The sequence below is a fragment of the Bradyrhizobium daqingense genome (assembly GCF_021044685.1).
Classification (GTDB): Bacteria; Pseudomonadota; Alphaproteobacteria; order Rhizobiales; family Xanthobacteraceae; genus Bradyrhizobium; species Bradyrhizobium daqingense.
In genome coordinates this window covers 3,683,359-3,701,954 of record NZ_CP088014.1, presented here as the reverse complement: position 1 = coordinate 3,701,954, position 18,596 = coordinate 3,683,359, and the positions used below count along the sequence as shown (strand labels likewise).

The 18,596-nt window shown below is 64.5% G+C and carries 19 protein-coding genes; 11 read left to right on the top strand and 8 right to left on the bottom strand.

Translation table 11 applies throughout. The features are described 5' to 3' along the window. Positions 1 to 13 precede the first annotated feature (13 nt). The 6 genes from LPJ38_RS17660 to LPJ38_RS17635 form a co-directional block, all read right to left on the bottom strand. On the bottom strand, positions 14 to 718 hold the full coding sequence (locus tag LPJ38_RS17660; RefSeq protein WP_145627920.1) for an ABC transporter ATP-binding protein: 705 nt from the start codon (positions 716 to 718) through the stop codon (positions 14 to 16). After that, positions 702 to 1,433 (bottom strand): ABC transporter ATP-binding protein, encoded by a 732-nt coding sequence (locus LPJ38_RS17655; RefSeq protein ID WP_061848980.1) that lies wholly within the window; start codon positions 1,431 to 1,433, stop codon positions 702 to 704. Before LPJ38_RS17655 ends, LPJ38_RS17660 begins: the two co-directional genes overlap by 17 nt. After that, on the bottom strand, positions 1,430 to 2,413 hold the full coding sequence (locus tag LPJ38_RS17650; protein ID WP_145627922.1) for a branched-chain amino acid ABC transporter permease: 984 nt from the start codon (positions 2,411 to 2,413) through the stop codon (positions 1,430 to 1,432). The genes LPJ38_RS17655 and LPJ38_RS17650 overlap by 4 nt, the downstream gene beginning before the upstream one ends. Then, positions 2,413 to 3,246, bottom strand: a complete 834-nt coding sequence (locus LPJ38_RS17645; RefSeq protein ID WP_231088668.1) for a branched-chain amino acid ABC transporter permease — start codon at positions 3,244 to 3,246, stop codon at positions 2,413 to 2,415. The genes LPJ38_RS17650 and LPJ38_RS17645 overlap by 1 nt, the downstream gene beginning before the upstream one ends. 78 nt (positions 3,247 to 3,324) lie before the next feature. Beyond that, positions 3,325 to 4,569 (bottom strand): ABC transporter substrate-binding protein, encoded by a 1,245-nt coding sequence (locus LPJ38_RS17640; protein WP_145627926.1) that lies wholly within the window; start codon positions 4,567 to 4,569, stop codon positions 3,325 to 3,327. A gap of 92 nt (positions 4,570 to 4,661) precedes the next feature. Then, positions 4,662 to 5,477 (bottom strand): putative hydro-lyase, encoded by an 816-nt coding sequence (locus LPJ38_RS17635; RefSeq protein WP_145627928.1) that lies wholly within the window; start codon positions 5,475 to 5,477, stop codon positions 4,662 to 4,664. A gap of 119 nt (positions 5,478 to 5,596) precedes the next feature. Between LPJ38_RS17635 and LPJ38_RS17630 the strand changes: the two genes are divergently transcribed. The 5 genes from LPJ38_RS17630 to LPJ38_RS17610 all read left to right on the top strand — a co-directional run bounded on the left by LPJ38_RS17630 (position 5,597) and on the right by LPJ38_RS17610 (position 10,699). Next, positions 5,597 to 6,514 (top strand): LysR family transcriptional regulator, encoded by a 918-nt coding sequence (locus LPJ38_RS17630; RefSeq protein ID WP_060735474.1) that lies wholly within the window; start codon positions 5,597 to 5,599, stop codon positions 6,512 to 6,514. A 118-nt stretch (positions 6,515 to 6,632) separates the two neighbouring features. Then, positions 6,633 to 7,883, top strand: coding sequence for a Zn-dependent hydrolase (locus tag LPJ38_RS17625; protein WP_145627930.1), 1,251 nt, complete (start codon positions 6,633 to 6,635; stop codon positions 7,881 to 7,883). 13 nt (positions 7,884 to 7,896) lie between these two features. After that, the gene (locus LPJ38_RS17620; protein ID WP_145627932.1) at positions 7,897 to 8,808 is read left to right on the top strand and encodes an NAD(P)-dependent oxidoreductase; all 912 of its coding nucleotides are present in this window, start codon (positions 7,897 to 7,899) and stop codon (positions 8,806 to 8,808) included. A gap of 12 nt (positions 8,809 to 8,820) precedes the next feature. Next, the gene (locus LPJ38_RS17615) at positions 8,821 to 9,894 is read left to right on the top strand and encodes a malate/lactate/ureidoglycolate dehydrogenase (RefSeq protein ID WP_145627934.1); all 1,074 of its coding nucleotides are present in this window, start codon (positions 8,821 to 8,823) and stop codon (positions 9,892 to 9,894) included. A gap of 166 nt (positions 9,895 to 10,060) precedes the next feature. Next, positions 10,061 to 10,699 carry a suppressor of fused domain protein gene (locus LPJ38_RS17610; RefSeq protein ID WP_145627936.1) on the top strand — a complete coding sequence of 213 codons (639 nt, stop codon included), beginning with the start codon at positions 10,061 to 10,063 and terminating at the stop codon, positions 10,697 to 10,699. Between the two features lie 72 nt (positions 10,700 to 10,771). Here the strand turns inward: LPJ38_RS17610 and LPJ38_RS17605 are convergent, their stop codons facing one another. Further along, positions 10,772 to 11,845: a tartrate dehydrogenase gene (locus LPJ38_RS17605; RefSeq protein ID WP_145627938.1), complete on the bottom strand. Its 1,074-nt coding sequence runs from the start codon at positions 11,843 to 11,845 to the stop codon at positions 10,772 to 10,774. A gap of 156 nt (positions 11,846 to 12,001) precedes the next feature. On the opposite strand from LPJ38_RS17605, the gene LPJ38_RS17600 reads away from it, so the two are divergent. The 3 genes from LPJ38_RS17600 (at position 12,002) to LPJ38_RS17590 (ending at position 14,971) form a co-directional block, all read left to right on the top strand. After that, a complete protein-coding gene (locus tag LPJ38_RS17600; RefSeq protein ID WP_145627940.1) occupies positions 12,002 to 12,778 on the top strand; it encodes an SDR family oxidoreductase in 777 nt (258 codons plus the stop codon). Between the two features lie 113 nt (positions 12,779 to 12,891). After that, positions 12,892 to 14,310: an amidase gene (locus LPJ38_RS17595; protein WP_145627942.1), complete on the top strand. Its 1,419-nt coding sequence runs from the start codon at positions 12,892 to 12,894 to the stop codon at positions 14,308 to 14,310. A 10-nt stretch (positions 14,311 to 14,320) separates the two neighbouring features. Further along, positions 14,321 to 14,971: an aspartate/glutamate racemase family protein gene (locus LPJ38_RS17590; RefSeq protein ID WP_145627944.1), complete on the top strand. Its 651-nt coding sequence runs from the start codon at positions 14,321 to 14,323 to the stop codon at positions 14,969 to 14,971. Here LPJ38_RS17590 and LPJ38_RS17585 read toward each other — a convergent pair. Next, entirely contained in the window at positions 14,968 to 15,615 is a 648-nt protein-coding gene (locus LPJ38_RS17585; RefSeq protein ID WP_145627946.1) for a TetR/AcrR family transcriptional regulator, read from the bottom strand. The genes LPJ38_RS17590 and LPJ38_RS17585 overlap by 4 nt on opposite strands. A 133-nt stretch (positions 15,616 to 15,748) precedes the next feature. Between LPJ38_RS17585 and LPJ38_RS17580 the strand changes: the two genes are divergently transcribed. Genes LPJ38_RS17580 through LPJ38_RS17570 form a run of 3 tightly spaced genes read left to right on the top strand, consistent with a single transcriptional unit; the run spans position 15,749 to position 18,593 of the window. Then, the gene (locus tag LPJ38_RS17580) at positions 15,749 to 15,958 is read left to right on the top strand and encodes a ferredoxin (protein ID WP_008550182.1); all 210 of its coding nucleotides are present in this window, start codon (positions 15,749 to 15,751) and stop codon (positions 15,956 to 15,958) included. Between the two features lie 57 nt (positions 15,959 to 16,015). After that, complete coding sequence (locus LPJ38_RS17575) at positions 16,016 to 17,236, top strand: cytochrome P450 (RefSeq protein ID WP_145627948.1); 1,221 nt, start codon at positions 16,016 to 16,018, stop codon at positions 17,234 to 17,236. A 34-nt stretch (positions 17,237 to 17,270) separates the two neighbouring features. Further along, complete coding sequence (locus tag LPJ38_RS17570; protein WP_145627950.1) at positions 17,271 to 18,593, top strand: MFS transporter; 1,323 nt, start codon at positions 17,271 to 17,273, stop codon at positions 18,591 to 18,593. Positions 18,594 to 18,596 lie beyond the last annotated feature (3 nt).

The following is an 18,596-nucleotide window of genomic DNA, read 5'->3' as shown; positions in this document are numbered from 1 at the left end:
AGCATGCTCGGAGCTACAGCCCCAGATACGCCCTGCGCACGTCCGGATTGCCCCTGATCTCGGCTGCCGCGCCCTGCATCAGCACACGGCCGGTTTGCAGGATGTAGGCGCGGTCGGCGATCTCCAGGCACTCCGCCATGCGCTGCTCGACTATCAGGACGGTCATGCCGGTGTCACGGATGAGCTTCACGGCCTGGAAGATCTCATCCACCAGCTTCGGCATGATGCCCTGCGAGGGCTCGTCCAGCATCAACAGCCGCGGACGCGTCATCAGCGCGCGGCCGATGGCAAGCATCTGCTGCTCGCCGCCGCTTAGCGTCTCGGCGCGCTGCTCCAAACGCTCCTGAAGGCGCGGGAACAGCTTGAAGACGAGGTCGAGTGGCTCTTCGCGGTTCGCTTCGCCCCGGTAGAGATAGCTGCCGAGGCGAAGGTTGTCGCGCACGGACAGGCGCGGAAACAGGCGACGGTTCTCCGGCACATAGGCGATGCCAGTGGCGGTGATGTGGTGCTGCGCCATGCCGTCGAGGCGCTTGCCGTCGAACGTCACGGTGCCCGAACGCGGCCGCTCGGCGCCGGCGATGGATTTGAGCAGCGTCGACTTGCCCGCGCCGTTGGCGCCGGCGACGCAGACAATCTCGCCTTTCTCGACCTCGATCGAGACCGCGGAGATCGCGACCAGGCCCTGGTAGGCCGTCGTGACTTCACGCACCGACAGCATGACGATCTCCCAGATATGCCTTGATCACCTTGGGATCACGGACGACGTCGGCCGGCTTGCCCTCGACCAGCACCTTGCCGAGGTCGAGCACGATGGCGCGGTCGACCAGCGGCATCACGATCTCCATGACATGCTCGACCATCAGCACGGTGATGCCGGCATCGCGCACCTTGCGCACCAGCGCCACGCCGGTCTGCGCTTCGGTCGGCGTGAGACCGGTGAGGACTTCGTCGAGCAGCAGCAATTTGGGCTCGGTCGCGAGCGCACGGGCGACTTCGAGGCGGCGCTTTTCGGCCGGCACGAGGTCGCTCGCGAGCACGTCGGCGCGCGCGGCAAGGCCGGTGAACTCCAGCACCTCATGCGCCTTGCGGCGCGCTTCGCGCATCACGGTGTTGCGCAGGAGCGCCCCGACGATGACGTTGTCGATGACACTCATGCTCTCGAAGCTCTTGACCACCTGGAAGGTTCGCCCGACCCCACGCTGGCAACGCTCGGCCGCCGGCAAGCTGGTGACATCCTCGCCGTCGAATAGAATCGAGCCTTGCGTCGGCGGCAGCACGCCGGCAATCAGATTGAACAGCGTCGACTTGCCGGCGCCGTTCGGCCCGATCAGGCCGACGATCTCGCCGCGTCCGACCGTGATCGAAACATCGCTGTTGGCGACGAGGCCGCCGAACCGCTGCCAGACGCCGCGGGTTTCAAGGAGCGCGGTCACCGCGTGGCTCCCTTCGCTTTTGAACGCGAGAACAGGCTCACCAGCCCCTGCGGCAAAGCCAGCGAGATCAGCACGATCAGCGTGCCATAGACGATGAGATCGACGCCGCGGCCGGAGCCGCCGATATAGGAGCGCGTGAGTTCAGTGAGCGGGATCAGGATCACGGCGCCGAGCAGCGGCCCCCACAGCGTGCCGATGCCGCCCAGCACCGCTGGCAACGCCATCAATAGCGAGAATTGGAAGCCCATGACGCTTCCGGGGTCGATATAGGAAACGAACTGCGCATAGAAGCTGCCGCCGACCGCGACCAGGAAGGCGGAGACTGCTGCAGCGCCCATCTTCGAGTTGAACACGACGACGCCAAGGCTCTCGGCCGCCTGCGGATTGTCCTTCACCGCCCGCCACCAATAGCCCCATTTGGAATCTTCCAGCCACCAGGTGACGAACCAGGCGATGCAGGCGAGCGCCAGCGCGAAGTAGAAGTATGGCAGTTTCGAGCGCGTGAACTGGAATTTCAGCCAGCTGTCGCCGCGCACGGGAATGTCGATGCCGAGGGCCGCGCCCGCCCAGTCCCAGTTCTGGATCAAGAGCAATCCGATCTCGGCGATCACGATGGTGGCGATCGCGAAGTAGTGGCCGCCGAGGCGGAAGCAGGGATAGCCCAGCGCCATGGCGATTACGGCCGAGATCAGCCCGCCGGCGATCATGCCGAACCATGGCAGCACGCCGAACTTGGTGAACAGCAGCGCAGTGGTGTAGGCCCCGAGCCCGAAATACAGCGCGTGCCCCAGCGAGATCTGCCCGCAATAGCCGGACAGGATGTTCCAGCTCTGCGACAACGCCGCGTACATCAGGGTCAGCACCATGATGTTCTGGACGTAGACGTCCTTGACGAACAGCGGCACGATCGCGGCGACGGCCGCGAGCCCGGCGGCGGTGATGAGGTCGCGGCGACGCCGCTCGACGAAATTCGTATCCATCACATCGACCCGAACAGGCCACGCGGCCGGATGAACACGACGAGCAGATAGACCGCGTAGATGCCGACCGACTTCAACGATGGCGGCAGGATCAACGCGGTGGTGGCTTCGACCAGGCCGACGATGATGCCGCCGGCAAAGGCGCCGAACACGCTGCCGAAGCCGCCGAGCGCCACCGTGACATAGGCGATCAGTGCAAAGGATGCGCCGACGTCGGGATAAATGTAGAAGAAGGTCGCCATGATGGCGCCGGCTAGCCCGACCAGCGCGCCGCCAAGGCCCCAGCCGAGTGCGAACACCCGGTTCTTGTCGATGCCGACGAGGGCCACCGCGCCGGGATCCTCACGGGTCGCCTCGAGCGCGCGGCCGAAATCGGTGCGGTTGATGAAGAGGTAGAGCCCGCCGAACGCGGCGATCGCGACCAGCGCGCCGAACAGCTGTGGCTGCGGCAGGAAGATGCCGGCGACCGATACCGTCTTGCCGCCGAGCCATGAGTTGGGGACGCTACGATAGTCGGCCGTGAAAAACAGCTGCGCCAGGCCGCGCATCACGATCGCGAGGCCAAAGGTCGCGAAGATCTGCACCATGCCGACATTGGCCTTGGCGCGCATCGCAAACCGCACGATCACGAGGTAGACCGCCGCCCCCAGCACAAATAAGGCGGCGGCGGCCAGCGGCGCCGACAGCAGCGGATCGATCGCGAAGAACGTGAACAGGAAGAACGTCACGTACATCGCGAGCATCAGGAATTCGCCGTGGGCGAAGTTGACGACGTCCATCAGGCCGAAGATCAACGCCAGGCCAACGGCGATCAGTCCGTAGAGCAGCCCCATCAAGAGGCCGCTCGCAAGACTCTGAATAATAGTTTCGGCTGTCACGTGGCTTCGTCCCCCGCCCGGTCGCCTGATCGCTTATTTCATCGGCCAGATCGCATCGGCCACCGCCGCCTGCGTCGGGAAGATGGTGACGAACTTGCCGCCGACATACTGCAGGAGCACCGGGTCGGCGTCGTTGTTCTGGCCCATCTCGTCGAACTTGACGCGCTTCCAGGGCATGATGGTCTGCTCGCCCGGCATCTCGGTCGCGGCCAGCGCGTCTCTGATCTTCTCGCCGTCGGTGGATTTGGCGCGGTTGATCGCGTCAGCCATGATGATCATGGCCATGAACTGCCGCGACGTGTTGTCGTTGAGGTCCTTGCCCGACTTCGCCTTGAACAGATCGTTGATCTTGCCGACCATCGGCCGCTTGGCAGCGAGATCGAGCGAGAAGCTGCCGCGGGTGATCGCGCCCTCGAGCTTGTCGCCGACCGCGTCATACAGCGCCTTCTCGGAGAAGCCGGCGGCCTGCGCCACGATGGCGTTCGGCTTGTAGCCGAGCTCGGCCATGGTCTTGACCAGCAGAATGCCGTCGGTGGTGTAGCTCGAGGGCATCAGCACGTCGGCATTGGCGGCCTTGAGCTGCTGCACCTCGGCCGAGAGTGACGGCGAGTTGGCGCGGTACTTGATGTCGGCGACGATCTTGTAACCACGCTCGGCTGCGAGCTTGGTCTGGGCGTTGGCGGAGTCGGTGCCGAAGATCGTGTCTTCGTGGAACAGCGCCAGCGTATTGGCCTTGGCGCCCTTCTTCTTCATTGCGTCGAGGAAGTCGAACATCCCGGCCGAGAACATCTCGTCATGCGGCGAGGCGCGGAAATAGTATTTCAGGCCGCGGCGATGCAGGCTCGGCGAGGAGTTGTCCGCCGAGATGAACGGAGTCTGGTAGCGTTCGCAGATCTGGCTGATCGTGACTGCGACCGCGCTTTGATAGGTACCGAGGATGGCGCAGACCTTTTCCTGCGTGATCAGGCGCTCGGCTTCGGCCCGCCCCTTCTGCGGGTCGCCCTGGGTGTCGGCATAGACGAGACGGATCTTGGCACCACCGAGACCCGGCAAGCCGACGCCTTTGGCAAGCGGAAGGTCGAGGTCCTGGTCGTTGTTGATGATGTCGACCGCCGTCTCGAACGCGCGCTGCGCATCGACACCCACCTGGGCGCCGGACCCCGACAACGGATAGGTCGCGCCGATCACCACTTCAGAAGTTTGCGCGCGCGCGGCTAGCGGCAGCAGCGCGGCAGCGGCGGTGGCTCCGAGCAGAACGTCGCGGCGAGTGATCGTCATTGGCAAAGTCCCCTATTATTCGAATTTTGCGTGTATCGCATGAAACGATTGTCAGATGGCGTAAAGCGCGAACAAGCAGCAGATGCTGCCTACTATATCACGGCCATGGTCCTGTTCTTCATATCCGTCACCAGCATCAGGCCGGGCGAATGCGTGATGGCGAACGGCAGCTTGGCAGCGTTGATGACCGATTGTGGCGTCACGCCGCAAGCCCAGAACACCGGGATCTCGTCGTCGGCAACCGGCACCGGATCGCCGTAGTCGGGCTTGGCGATGTCCTTGATGCCGATCAGATGCGGATGGCCGAGATGCACGGGAGCACCGTGCACGGCCGGATAACGCGAGGTGATCTGCACCGCACGGATCGCGTCCGCCGGCTTGAACGGACGCATCGACACTACCATGGGACCGGCGAACGGACCGGCCTCGCCGCAGGCGATGTTGGTGCGGTACATCGGCACGCGCACGTTCTGCTCGATGTGGCGGATCGGCATGCCCTCGTCGAGCAGCGCTTCCTCGAACGAGAAGGAGCAGCCGAGCACGAAGGTGACGAGGTCGTCGCGCCAATGCTTGGTGACGTCGGTCGGCTCGTCCACGACCTCGCCGTCGCGCCAGACCCGGTAGCGCGGCACGTCGGTGCGGATGTCGAGATCAGCGCCGAGCGAAGGGATGAAAGGGCTGCCGACGTCGGACATGCCGATGATCGGGCACGGCTTCGGATTGAGCTGGCAGAAGCGGTGGAAGGCGCCGGCATATTCGGCCGGCAGGATCGCCAGATTGCCCTGGACGAAGCCCGGAGCCACTCCGGCGGTGGAGGCGACCAATCCCTCACGATAGGCGAGCCGGGCCTTGCGGCTCGGGAGCGTGTCGGGCGTTTCAGTTTGCTGCGCTGCCACCAAAACAGTCATGTGATCGACCTGCCTATAAACTCGACAAAGACAGCCAACACCAAGCGTGCTATAAAGTCTAATCGTCGTTTCTAATCAATCTCGATAAATCTATTTTATCGACTGGGAAAATCCTTCCAATGCTGGACTTCAGGTCGATCGAGACGTTCCTCTGGGTTGTGAAGCTCGGCAGCTTTCGCGGCGCCGCACAACGGCTCAACACAACCCAGCCGGCGATCTCCCAACGCATCGCCCAGCTCGAGCGTGAGATGGGGGTGAAGTTGCTCAACCGCGACCATCGCGTGGCCTCACCGACCCCAAGCGGCCGGCAGATGATGGTCTATGCGGAGAAGCTGATCGGCCTGCGCGCTCAGATGATGGCGGAGATCGGCGATGCGTCCGCGATGCGCGGCGTGATGCGGCTCGGTGTTGCCGAGACCATCGTGCACACCTGGCTGCCGCGGCTGGTGAAGAGCGTGAACGAGATCTATCCGAACCTGTCGCTCGAGATCGAAGTCGACATCACGCCGAACCTCACGGCACGCCTGCTCGCGCAGGAGATCGAGCTCGCCTTCGTCGTCGGGCCGCTATCCGCTTCCGGCGTGCATAATCGCGTGCTCGCCGACTATCCGATCGGCTTCCTCGCCAGCCCCTCGCTCGGGCTCGGCAAGGGCCCGTTGACGCCGGCGCAGCTCGCGCGGTTTCCGATCATCACTTTCCCGCGCAAGACCAAGCCCTACGAGGTCGTGCGCGAGGTGTTCGACCGGCCGGAGCTGCCGCCGATCCGGCTGCACGCCTCCGCCTCGCTCGCGACCGTGATCCACATGGCGATCGAAGGGCTCGGCATCGCCGTGATCCCCGACGCCATCGTCGAGAACGAGCTGGCCGACGGGCGGCTGCAACTGCTCGATACCGATCTTGCGATCGCGCCGCTCACCTTCACCGCAAGCTGGCTCGCCTCGCCCGACGTCGTCGCCGTGGAGCGCGTCGCCGAGTTGGCCCGGCAGATTGCGCAGAGCAGCCTCGCGGTTGACGCGCCCGCGCTGGCGCGCCATTGAAAAAGAGCCGGATTTTCTACCGTCATTCCGGGGCTCGCGCAGCGAGAACCCGGAATCTCGAGATTCCGGGTTCGCCCTTCGGGCGCCCCGGAATGACAGCGACCAATGGAAGAGACGCATGAGCCGAGCCGCCACCAATCTGCAAATCGATTCCGCCCGCCTCTGGGGCTCGATCCACGAGACCGCAAAGTTCGGCGCGACGGCCAAAGGCGGCGTGCGGCGGCTGACGCTGAGCAACGAAGACAAGCAGGTGCGCGACTGGTTTCGCAAGGCCTGCGAAGACGCCGGATTGGAGGTCCATGTCGATGCGCTCGGCTCGATGTTCGGCCTCCGCAAGGGCCGCGACATGTCGAAGCCGCCCGTCGGCATCGGCTCGCATCTCGACACCCAGCCGACCGGCGGCAAGTATGACGGCATCCTGGGGACACTCGGCGCGCTGGAAGTGATCCGCACGCTGAACGACGCCGGCATCGAGACCGAGGCCCCGATCTGCGTCGTCAACTGGACCAACGAGGAAGGCTCGCGCTTCGCGCCCGCGATGATGGCCTCCGCGGCCTATGTCGGCGATTTCACCACCGACGACATTTTGTCGCGCAAGGACGCCGAGGGCACCACGGTCGGCCAGGCGCTCGATGGCATCGGCTATCGCGGTGACAAGCCGGTCGGCTTCCAGAAGCTCGGCTGCTTCGTCGAGCTGCACATCGAGCAGGGTCCGATCCTCGAGGCCGAAGGCAAGACCATCGGCGTGGTCGATTCCGGCCAGGGCGTGCTCTGGTACGACGGCAAGATTTCCGGCTTCGAGAGCCATGCGGGCTCGACCCCGATGCCGCTGCGGCGCGATGCGTTGGCGACGCTGTCGGAAATCGTGCTGGCGATGGAGTCCATCGCCAAGAAACATGGGCCGAACGCGGTCGGCACCATCGGCGAAGCCGTCATCGCCAATCCCTCGCGCAACGTCATTCCCGGCGAGATCGCCTTCACCATGGACTGCCGCAGCGCGGACGGCGCCATCATGGACGCGCTCGATCGCGATTTGCGCGCCGCCATTGCCGAGATCGCCGACCGCCGCAAGGTCGAGGTCAAGGTCGATCTGGTCTGGCGCAAGCCGCCGACGCATTTCGATCCCAAGCTCATCGCCGCGGTCGAGAACGCAGCGAAGACGCTCGGCTATTCCTCTCGTCGCATCACCTCCGGCGCCGGCCACGATGCCTGCAACCTCAACACCACCATGCCGGCGGCCATGGTGTTCGTGCCCTGCAAGGACGGCATCAGCCACAACGAGCTGGAGGACGCGACGCAGCCGGACTGCGCCGCGGGCACCAACGTTCTCATGCACACCGTGCTGGCAATCGCCGGCGTCGCTTCCTGATTTGGAGAGGATCATGCGCGGAGTTTTCGTCGACGCCAACGAAGCGCTTGCCGTGATCATGGAGCGGCTGGAGAAGCCTGGGGATCCCAAGGTCCGGATCCACAGGGACCCCGACATCAAGCCGGAGCAATATCCTGAGATTCTCGACGGCGCGGAGATCGCCATCGTCGATCATACGGCACTGCCGACCGAGGTCGCGAAGAAGTGCACCGGGCTGAAGCACGTCGTGTTCCTCGGCACCGGCGCGCGCAGCTACATGAATCCGGAGGAGCTCGCAGAGCTCGGCATCTCCGTACATCTGATCAAGGGCTATGGCGACACCGCAGTGGCCGAATCCGCGATCGCGCTGATGTGGGCGTCGGCCCGCGTCATCGCGATGATGGATCGCGAGATGCGCGGCGGCAACTGGCTGCGCGAGGACGGCATGCAGCTCACCGGCAAGACGCTCGGCCTGATCGGTTTCGGCGGCATCGCCGCTGAGGTCGCGCGCATCGCGTCCGGCAGCGGCATGAAGGTGATCGCCTGGAATCGCTCGCCCAAGAGCCATCCCGGCGTCGAGTTCACCGATCTCGACACCGTGCTGGCCAAGAGCGACGTCGTGTCGCTGCATCTGCTGCTCAACGACGAGACGCGCGGCATGATCACGCGCGAGAAGATCTTTGCGATGAAGCCCGGCGTCATCCTCGTCAACACCGCCCGCGCCGCGATCGTCGACGAGGCCGCCATGATCGACGCGCTGAAGTCGGGCCACATCCGCCATGCCGGCCTCGACGTCTTCAACATCGAGCCGCTGCCGGGCGATCATCCGCTGACGAAATTGCCGAACGTGACGCTGTCGGCGCATTCGGCCTTCCGCACGCCGGAGGCGAGCGAGAACCTGATTGGCGCGGCATGGGAGCACTGCCGCCGGATCGTGAAGGGGTAACAGAAGACAACAATGGCCGACTATCGCACCATCAAGGCAGAGCCACTCACCAACGCCATCCGCGCCATCGTCAAGGCCGGCGGCTCCTCGGACCGCGAAGCCGATCTCGTCGCCACCAATCTCGTCGAGGCCAATCTCAAGGGACATGACTCGCACGGGGTCGGCATGATCCCGCGCTATGTGCAGAGCGTCACCACGGGCGGGCTCGCCGTGAACCAGCACGTCAAGATCGTCCTCGACACGGGTCCGCTGCTCACCCTCGACGGCCTCACCGGCTACGGCCAGGTGATCGGCCATGAAGCGATGGAGCTGGCTGCCGAGCGCGCCAAGCGCAACGGCGTGTGTCTCGTTGGCCTCTCCAACTCGCATCACATCGGCCGCATCGGCCACTGGGCCGAGCAATGCATCGACCACGGGCTGGTCTCGATCCACTTCGTCAACGTGATCTCGCGCCCGATCGTGGCGCCCTGGGGCGGTAGCGATGCGCGCCACGGCACCAACCCCTTCTGCGTCGGCATTCCGCGCAGGGGCAAGCATCCGATCGTGCTCGACTTCGCCACCAGCCGGATTGCACAGGGCAAGACCCGCGTCGCCCACAACAAGGGCGTCGAGCTCGAGCCCGGCACCATCATCGACAATGAAGGCAAGCCCACTGTCCATCCGCGCTATACCGTGATCCCACCCTACGGCGCCATCCTGCCGTTTGGCGAGCACAAGGGTTCGGGTCTCGCGCTGGTGTGCGAAATCCTCGGCGGCGCGCTCTCCGGCGGGCAGGTGGTCAAGGGCCCGTCCGACGGCAAGTACAACGTCCTCAACGGCATGCTCTCGATCGTCATCGACCCGGACAAGCTCGGCACCGGCGAGAACCTCGCACGCGAGGTCGAGAGCTTCGTCGCCTGGCACACCGGCTCGTCACCCGGCCCCGGCGTCGACAAGGTCAAGATCGCCGGCGAACCCGAGCGCGAGACCAAGAAGAAGCGCCTCGCCGAAGGCATTCCGGTCGACCCGACCACCTGGCAGGACATTCTGGAGGCCGGGAAGAAGTTTGGGCTGGACCAGACGGCGATCGAGAAGATCGCGAGCTAGTCCGGAATGAGGCGGGTCCCTCGGCGTGCCCCGATCTCATGCACAATTGCGCAAGAGAAACTGGACCGCGGCGAAAACGTCGGCGCACCAGCGGTGCGGATTGAACCGCCCCGCTTCGCATTGCGACAACGCGGATATCCCGCCTCCAGCCGCCCCAGAGGTTCACATGCTCTCCCGTCTCGCAAAGTTCGTGTCCGGTTCAAATCGGCCGCACGCCTCCGACCTCTACCTGCAACGGCTCGCCATTTATGAAAGCGAGCTCGACGAACCCGAACGCACATTCACGGGCGGCACAGAACGCCGCATCGACATCCATGCCTTCGGCCGCGATTTCGTACCGGAGTGCCAGGAGGGCTCCGACGAAGGCTATGTCCTTCTGACCAACGGCATGAGCGAGCAGCGGATGCCCGGGGTACATGGCGACGCCAAGCCGCGCGCAGAGCTGATGTGGTACGTCCGCGAGCCGACGGAGGAGATTTGCGCCAATCTGCGCTGGCTCGCCAACCTGCCGTTCATCGACTCCACCTGGTTCGGCTTCGGTCACCGGGTCGCGTTGCCGAGACCGCCGGTTGCAGGAACGGACTTCGAGACTTTTCTGTTTCTCACGCCGATCATCGCTCCCGACAAGCGGATTGCCGAAACGCTGGAGATCGCGGGCGATCCAGTGGAGATCCTGACCGTAAACCTGATCTCGCATCAGGAACTCGCACTGATCAAGTCCGAGGGACTGGATCCGTTTCTCGATCTCCTCGACGAGAACGACTATCCGCCGATCTTCGATCCGGCGCGGAAGTCGTACGTGTAGTCGAAGGGGTGGGTTATGCCAGCGGCCTGCGCTTTGCGCTGCCGCCGGCGAACCCACCTTACGCAATTCGCTTCAGTCCACCATATCCGCGACCGCCTTGCCGCACGCAGTGGTGTCGGCGTTGCCGCCGAGATCCTTGGTGCGCAGCGTGCGCTCGGCGAGCGTGCGCTCGATCGCCTCGACGATCGATTTGCCGGCTTCCTTCTCGCCGAGATGTTCGAGCATCATCGCACCCGACCAGATCATGCCGATCGGATTGGCGATGCCCTGCCCCGCGATATCGGGCGCCGAGCCGTGCACGGGCTCGAACACCGAGGGGAAATCCCCCTCCGGATTGATGTTGCCTGACGGTGCGATGCCGATGGTGCCGGTGCAGGCCGGGCCGAGGTCGGAGAGAATGTCGCCGAACAAATTGGAGCCGACCACGACGTCGAACCAGTCCGGATGCAGCACGAAGTTCGCGGTCAGGATGTCGATGTGGTACTTGTCCCACTTCACGCCGGGAAACTTCTTCGCCATCGCCTCCACGCGCTCGTCCCAATAGGGCATGGTGATGGAGATGCCGTTCGACTTCGTCGCCGAGGTCAGGTGCTTCTTCGGCCGCGACTGGGCCAGCTCGAAGGCGAATTTCAGGATGCGGTCGACGCCGGTGCGGGTCATCACCGTCTGCTGCGTCACGAACTCGCGGTCGGTATCCGGGAACATGCGGCCGCCGACGGAGGAATATTCACCTTCCGTGTTCTCGCGCACCACCCAGAAGTCGATGTCGCCGGGCTTGCGGTTCGCCAGCGGCGACGGCACGCCGGGCATCAGCCGCACCGGGCGCAGGTTCACGTACTGGTCGAACTCGCGGCGGAATTTTATCAGCGAGCCCCACAGCGAGACGTGGTCCGGGATCTTGGCCGGCCAGCCGACCGCGCCGAAAAAGATCGCGTCGTGCTTGCCGATCTTTTCCTTCCAGTCGTCCGGCATCATCTGGCCGTGCTTCTCGTAATAGTCCCATGACGAGAAGTCGAAATGGTCGAAATGCACGGCGACCCCGTGCTTCTTCGCCGCCGCCTCCAGAACGCGCAGGCCTTCGGGCATCACTTCCTTGCCGATGCCGTCGCCGGGAATGACTGCGATCCGGTATTGTTTCTTGCTCATCGAGAGGTCCTTGGTTGGTTCGGCAGCCGCCGCCTTTTGACCGCACTGCAATGGACCAAACGCGGCGACAGCGCAACGCTGCACTGCAATGTTGACCGTGGCACGACTGAGCGCCTACTGGTTTGATCCTGTTCCCATCCCGCGAGAGTACCCCTCATGGATCTGCATCTGCGTGGCAAGCGCGTCCTGATCACGGGCGCCTCCAAGGGCATCGGCGCGGCTGCCGCCGAGGCATTTGCCGAAGAGGGCGCGCACCTGCTGCTGGCTGCCCGCAGCGGCGACCAGCTCAAGGCGCTGGCGGATCGCTTGCGCTCGGCGCACCAGATCGATGCCGCGACCAGCGTCGTAGACCTGCGCAAGGCGGAGGACGTGGCACGGCTCGCCAGGGAAGCCGCAGACATCGACGTGCTCGTCAACAATGCCGGCGACATTCCCGGCGGCTCGATCGACAAGATCGATGAGGCGACCTGGCGGCACGCCTGGGAATTGAAAGTCTTCGGTTACGTCAACCTCACGCGGCAGGTCTATGCGCAGATGAAGGCGAAGGGCGGCGGCGTGATCGTCAACGACATCGGCGCGGCCGGCGAGAAATTCGACGCCAATTACATCTGCGGCAGCGCCGGCAATGCCGCGCTGATGGCCTTCACCCGCGCGCTCGGCGGCAAGAGCCTCGCCGACAACATCCGCGTTGTCGGCATCAATCCCGGCCCTGTCGGCACCGACCGTCACGTCACCCTGCTCAAGACGCGCGCCAAGCACCAGTTCGGCGACGAGAGCCGCTACAAGGAATTCCAGAAGAGCCTGCCGCTCGGCCGCCCCGCGCATGCGCGCGAGATCGGCGATCTCATGGCGTTCCTGGCGTCGGATCGCTCGGGATATACCTCGGGGGTGATCTACACGGTCGATGGCGGCATCAGCGCCGGCTGGGGTTAGTTTCTTCCGTCATTGCGAGCGAAGCAAAACGATCCAGGAATGCCCCAGCGGTCACAAACTGGATTGCTTCGCTGCGCTCGCAATGACGACAGGCCAAGCACGGGAGTAAAATAATGTCTCAAGACCTGATCCGCCAAACCGCTTGCACCGTCGTCGACAAATTGCGGTCGGGCGACGTCTCGCCGCTCGAACTGCTGGACGTGGTGGAGAAGCGCATCAAGGAGGTCGACGGCAAGGTCAACGCACTGCCGACGCTGTGTTTCGATCGCGCGCGGGATCATGCCAAGGCGCTGATGCAGAAGCCGGCCGGCGCGCGTGGCCTGCTCGCGGGCCTGCCGGTGCCGATCAAGGACCTCACCGACGTTGCGGGCGTGCTGAACACCCAGGGCTCGCCGATCTTTAGGGATAACATCCCCGCAAAGTCCGACCTCATGGTCGAGAACCTCGAAGCCAACGGCGCAGTCGTTTACGCGAAGTCCAACACGCCGGAATTCGGCGCCGGTGCCAACACCTTCAACGAGGTGTTCGGCGCGACGCTCAATCCCTGGGATACTTCGAAATCCGCGGCCGGCTCCTCCGGCGGCGCGGCGGTGGCGCTGGCGACCGGCATGGCTTGGCTCGCGCAGGGCTCCGACATGGGCGGCAGCCTGCGCAGCCCGGCGAGTTTCTGCGGCGTGGTCGGCATGCGTCCGAGCATCGGCCGGGTCGCGCACACGCCCAAGGCGGGCATCGACCGCAATCTCGGCGTGCAGGGCCCGATGGCCCGGAATGTCGACGATCTCGCGCTGCTGTTGGATGCCATGAGCGGCGACTATGCCGCCGATCCGTTGTCGCTTCCCGCGCCGCTGACCTCGTTCCTGTCGGCCGCACAGTCCGGCAAGAGGCCGAAGCGCATTGCCTATTCGCCAGATCTTGGAATCACACCTGTCGATCCCGAGGTCAAGGCGATCACGCGCAAGGCGGCTGAACGCTTTGCCGAGGCCGGCGCCGTCGTCGAGGAGGCGCATCCGGACTGGCGCGAGGCGCATGAATGCTTCCACGTGTTGCGCGCCTTCGACTTCGCGATCAGCAAGGCACAGCTTCTCCGGGCCAAGCGCGACCTGCTCAAGCCCGAGGTGATCTGGAACATCGAGGAAGGCCTCAAGCTCACCGTCGAGCAGCTCGAGCGTGCCGAGGCCCAGCGCGTCGCCATGACCGCGCGCGCGGTCGAGTTCTTCAAGAGCTATGATTTGCTGCTGACACCCACCACGATCGTGCCGCCCTTCCCGGTCGAAAATCGCTATGTCTCCGAATGCGCCGGCAAGCGATTCGACAATTACGTCGAATGGCTCGGCATCGTCTACGCCATCACGCTGGCCTGCTGCCCGTCGCTGTCGCTGCCGTGCGGCTTCACGGCGTCCGGCCTGCCGGTCGGCGTGCAGGTGGTGGGGGCGCCGCGCGCCGATGCGCAGGTGATCGCCGGCGCGAAGGTGCTGGAGGACATTCTGGGCTTGCGCAGCACGACGCCGATCGACCCGAAGGTGAAGAACTGACCTATTCCCGATGACGACACCACCTCGCATCGCCCTCATCCATGCCCTCAAGCACTCGATCGCGCCGATCGAGGCCGCGTTCGCGCAGGCGTGGCCCGCGGCACGACTGATGAACCTGCTCGACGACAGCCTATCGGCGGATCTCGCGCGCGACGGGGTGCTCACCGACGCCATGACGGAGCGCTTCCTGGCGCTCGGCGATTATGCGGCAGCGACGGGAGCCGACGGGATCCTGTTCACCTGTTCGGCCTTCGGTCCCTGCATCGATGCTGTCGCGCGCGCGCACGCACCGACGCCTGTTCTCAAGCCGAACGAGGCCATGATTGAACGTGCGGTGACCATGGGCAAGCGCATCGGCCTGCTCTCGACCTTCCCGCCGACTCTGGTCTCGATGCCGCCGGAGTTTCCCACCAGCGTCGAGGTCATACCGAGACTCGCCGAAGGCGCGCTGGCGGCCCTCGACCGCGGCGACCGCGCCACGCACGACCGGCTGATCGCCGAAGCTTCGCGCGATTTGCGCGATTGCGACGTCATCGCGCTCGCACAGTTCAGCATCGCCGCCACCGCGCCGCTGGTCGCCAAGGCCACCGGCCGTCCTGTCGTGGCCACGCCTGATAGCGCCGTCGACAAGCTGATGAAGCTGCTGAACGCGAAGACTTAAGCACCGGCCTTCTTGCGGCGCCGCGCATCCTTGATCGCAACGGCCAGGGCCGCCTTCGTCTCGTTGACAAAGTCCTCGACCAGCTCCTCGCGCGTGGCATGCGCGGCTTCGCCGGTGAACAGTCCCTGCTCGGCGAGCATCACCACGCCATGCAGCGCCGCCCAGATCTTGAGCGCCTGCCGCTCGCGCAAATAGCCGACCGCCGGAGCCTCCAGGGCCTCGATCACGAGCGCAAAGGTTTCGCGCGTCGCCTCGTGCAGCTCGCTGCCCTTGGCCGCACATGAGACCGTGCGCGAGGCGAACATCAGCCGGTAGATACCGTTGCGACGCAGGCCGAAATCGAGCGTGGCCAGCGCAAGCCGCGACAGCTTCGATTGCTTCGAGGGCGTTGTCATCGCCTCGCGCAGAATTGCACTGAGCTGCCGGAAGGCTTCCGCCGTCACCGCCGCGAGCAAAGCCTCGCGGTCTGCAAAATGCCGATATGGGGCCGGCTGCGACACGCCGAGCTGCCTGGCCAGCGCCTTGATGCTGATCGCCTCGGCGCCGCCCCGTTCCGCTTCGCGCAGCGCGGCCTTGATCAAGGCATCGCGAAGATCGCCATGGTGGTAGGTCTTCTCGGGCTTGCGAGCGAGTTGTGAGCGCATGTTGAACGAAGCCTATGAGATTGCGCTTGACAGGGGAAGCCCAACGCGAATGTAATAGGATATAACTTAGACAAGACCTAAATGAGGAAACGCGCCGCCTTCGGGCCCGGCGCCTACGACCGAGGAAGCCGCGATGACAGAGCGACTGAAGGTTCACGTCGATCCCGACAAATGCCAGGGCCACGCCCGCTGCAAGGCGCTCGCGCCGGAGCTGTTCGAGCTCGACGAATACGGCAACGCCCATGAAGCCGGAGACGGTATCGTTCCGCCGGGCCTGGAAGACAAGGCCTGGCTCGCCAAGTCCAATTGTCCTGAAATCGCGATCGATGTGATCGAGGAGTAGCGTGGTTTCCGCGCGTTGTGCGTGCCTTCAGCGAACACGAGCCCTGGAGCTTTCGAGATGTCCGACGTCAGCCAGCCCGCCGCTCATCCGCCCGTGACCGACTGGGTCCACGATTTCGATCACACCGATCCGCAATGGACCGACGACCCCTTCCCCATTTGGGACGAGCTGCGCGCCACAAGCCCGGTCGTGCACACGAATCGCTTCCTCGGCTGCTATCTGCCGACGACCTATGAGGCCGTGCGCGAGATCGCCAACGACACCGAACATTTCTCCTCCCGCCGCATCATCGTCCGCGACGTGCGTCCCGAGATCAACAGGAATGCGGCGCCACCGATCACCTCTGATCCGCCGGAACACAAGCCGGCCAAACAGCTTCTGCTGCCGCCGTTCACGCCCGACGCAATGAAAAAGCTCGAGCCGCGGGTCCGCGCCATCTGCAACGAGCTGATCGACGAGTTCATTGCCGAGAAGAGCGTCGACGCGGCCGCGCGCTACACGAAGCACATTCCGGTGCGGGCGATCGCGCACATGCTCGGCATTCCCGAAGGCGACAGCGATCTCTTCGTGGGCTGGATCCACATGATCCTGGAGCTCGGCATCAAGGACGAGACCAAGCTGCTCCAAGCCGTCCAGGAGATGAGCGCCTATTTCAGCGCCCAAATCGAGGCGCGCAAGACGAAGCCGACCGACGACCTGATCTCCTACCTGATGAACGCGAGGGACAAGCAGGGCAATCCGCTGGAGGACTCCCATGTGCTGGGCTCGCTGCGCCTGCTCCTGATCGCCGGCATCGACACCACCTGGAGCGCGATCGGCTCCTCGCTCTGGCATCTTGCGAAGACGCCTGCCGACCGCGATCGGCTGATCGCCGAGCCCGAACTGATCCCGACCGCGGTGGAGGAGCTGCTGCGGGCCTATTCGCCGGTGACCATGGCGCGCGAAGTGGTCAAGGAGACCACCATTTCGGGCTGCCCGGTCAAGGCCGGCAACATGGTGCTCTTGTCTTTCCCGGCCGCGAACCGCGATCCCAAGATGTTTCCGGACGCTGACAAAGTCGTGATCGACCGCCGCGAGAACCGCCACGCCGCCTTTGGCCTCGGCATTCACCGCTGCATCGGTTCCAACCTTGCGCGTATGGAAATGCAGGTTGCGCTGGAGGAATGGCTGAAGCGGATTCCCGACTTTAGACTTGACCTGGCAGGCACCGTGACCTGGTCGCAAGGCACGGTGAGAGGTCCCCGCCAGTTGCCATTTCTGCTGGGAAAGGCGATGTAGGCCTTTCCCCCAGATAGTACGGAGAGGCCGGGACGTGACAGAGCAAGCAATCAACCCGGCCTCTGAGCATTTCGACGTCGCCGACGCACAACGGCGGATCAAGGCGATCTTCATCGGCTCCATCGGCAATCTCGTCGAATGGTACGATTTCTACGCCTATACGGCGTTTGCGCTCTACTTCGCTCCCGCGTTCTTCCCCGGTCACGACCCCGTCGTCCAGCAATTGAACGTCGCCGTCGTCTTCGCGGCGACCTTCCTGATGCGGCCTCTCGGCGGCTGGTTCTTTGGCTATCTCGCCGACCATTTCGGCCGCCGCATCTCGCTCACGCTCTCCGTCGTCTTCATGTGCTTCGGCTCGCTGATCATCGCGCTGACGCCGACCTACGCGACGATCGGTTTCGCCGCACCGATGATCCTGGCGCTCGCCCGCATCATCGAGGGCCTGAGCCTCGGCGGCGAATATGGCGCCAGCGCCACCTATCTCAGCGAGGTCGCGGATCCCCAGCACCGCGGCTTCTATTCCAGCTTCCAATACGTGACGCTGATCGGCGGCCAGCTCACCGCGATCATCGTGCTGCTGCTCCTGCAAAAGGTCTTCCTCACGCCAGAGCAGCTGAAGGACTGGGGATGGCGCATCCCCTTCGCGATCGGCGCGGCGCTCGCGATCTTTGCCGCGGTGATGCGGCGCGGCTTGCACGAGACGGAGGCGTTCGAGGAAGCCAAGAAGGTGGTGAAGCCGACCGGCTCGATCGCCAACCTGCTGCGTTATCCGCGCGAGCTCTTGCTGGTCGTCGGCCTCACCGCCGGTGGCACCGCGGCGTTCTACACCTTCACCACCTACATGCAGACCTTCGTCAAGCTTTCGGTCGGGCTGACCGAGGACCAGACCACGTTCGTGATCTTCGGCACGCTGATCTTCGCGACCATCCTGCAGCCGATCTATGGCGCGATCTCCGACAGGATCGGACGCAAGCCGCTGCTGATCTTCTTCGGTGTCGCCGGCACGCTCGCCACCGTGCCGCTGCTGATGACACTGAAGGAGACCAAGTCGCCTTTCGTCGCATTCATCCTGATCTGCGCCGCCTGGCTGTTCGTCGCCGGCTACACCTCGATCAACGCGGTGGTGAAGGCCGAGTTGTTCCCGACCAATGTCCGCGCGCTCGGCGTCGGCCTGCCCTACGCCATCACGGTCTCGATCTTCGGCGGCACGGCACCTGCGATCGCGCTCTATTTCAAGAGCATCGGGCGCGAGGAATGGTTTTATTTCTACCTTGCCGGCATCATCTGCCTGTCGCTGATCATCTATGCTACGATGCGCGACACCAAGCATGCCTCCGCAATGCATCGGCACGAGTAGGCC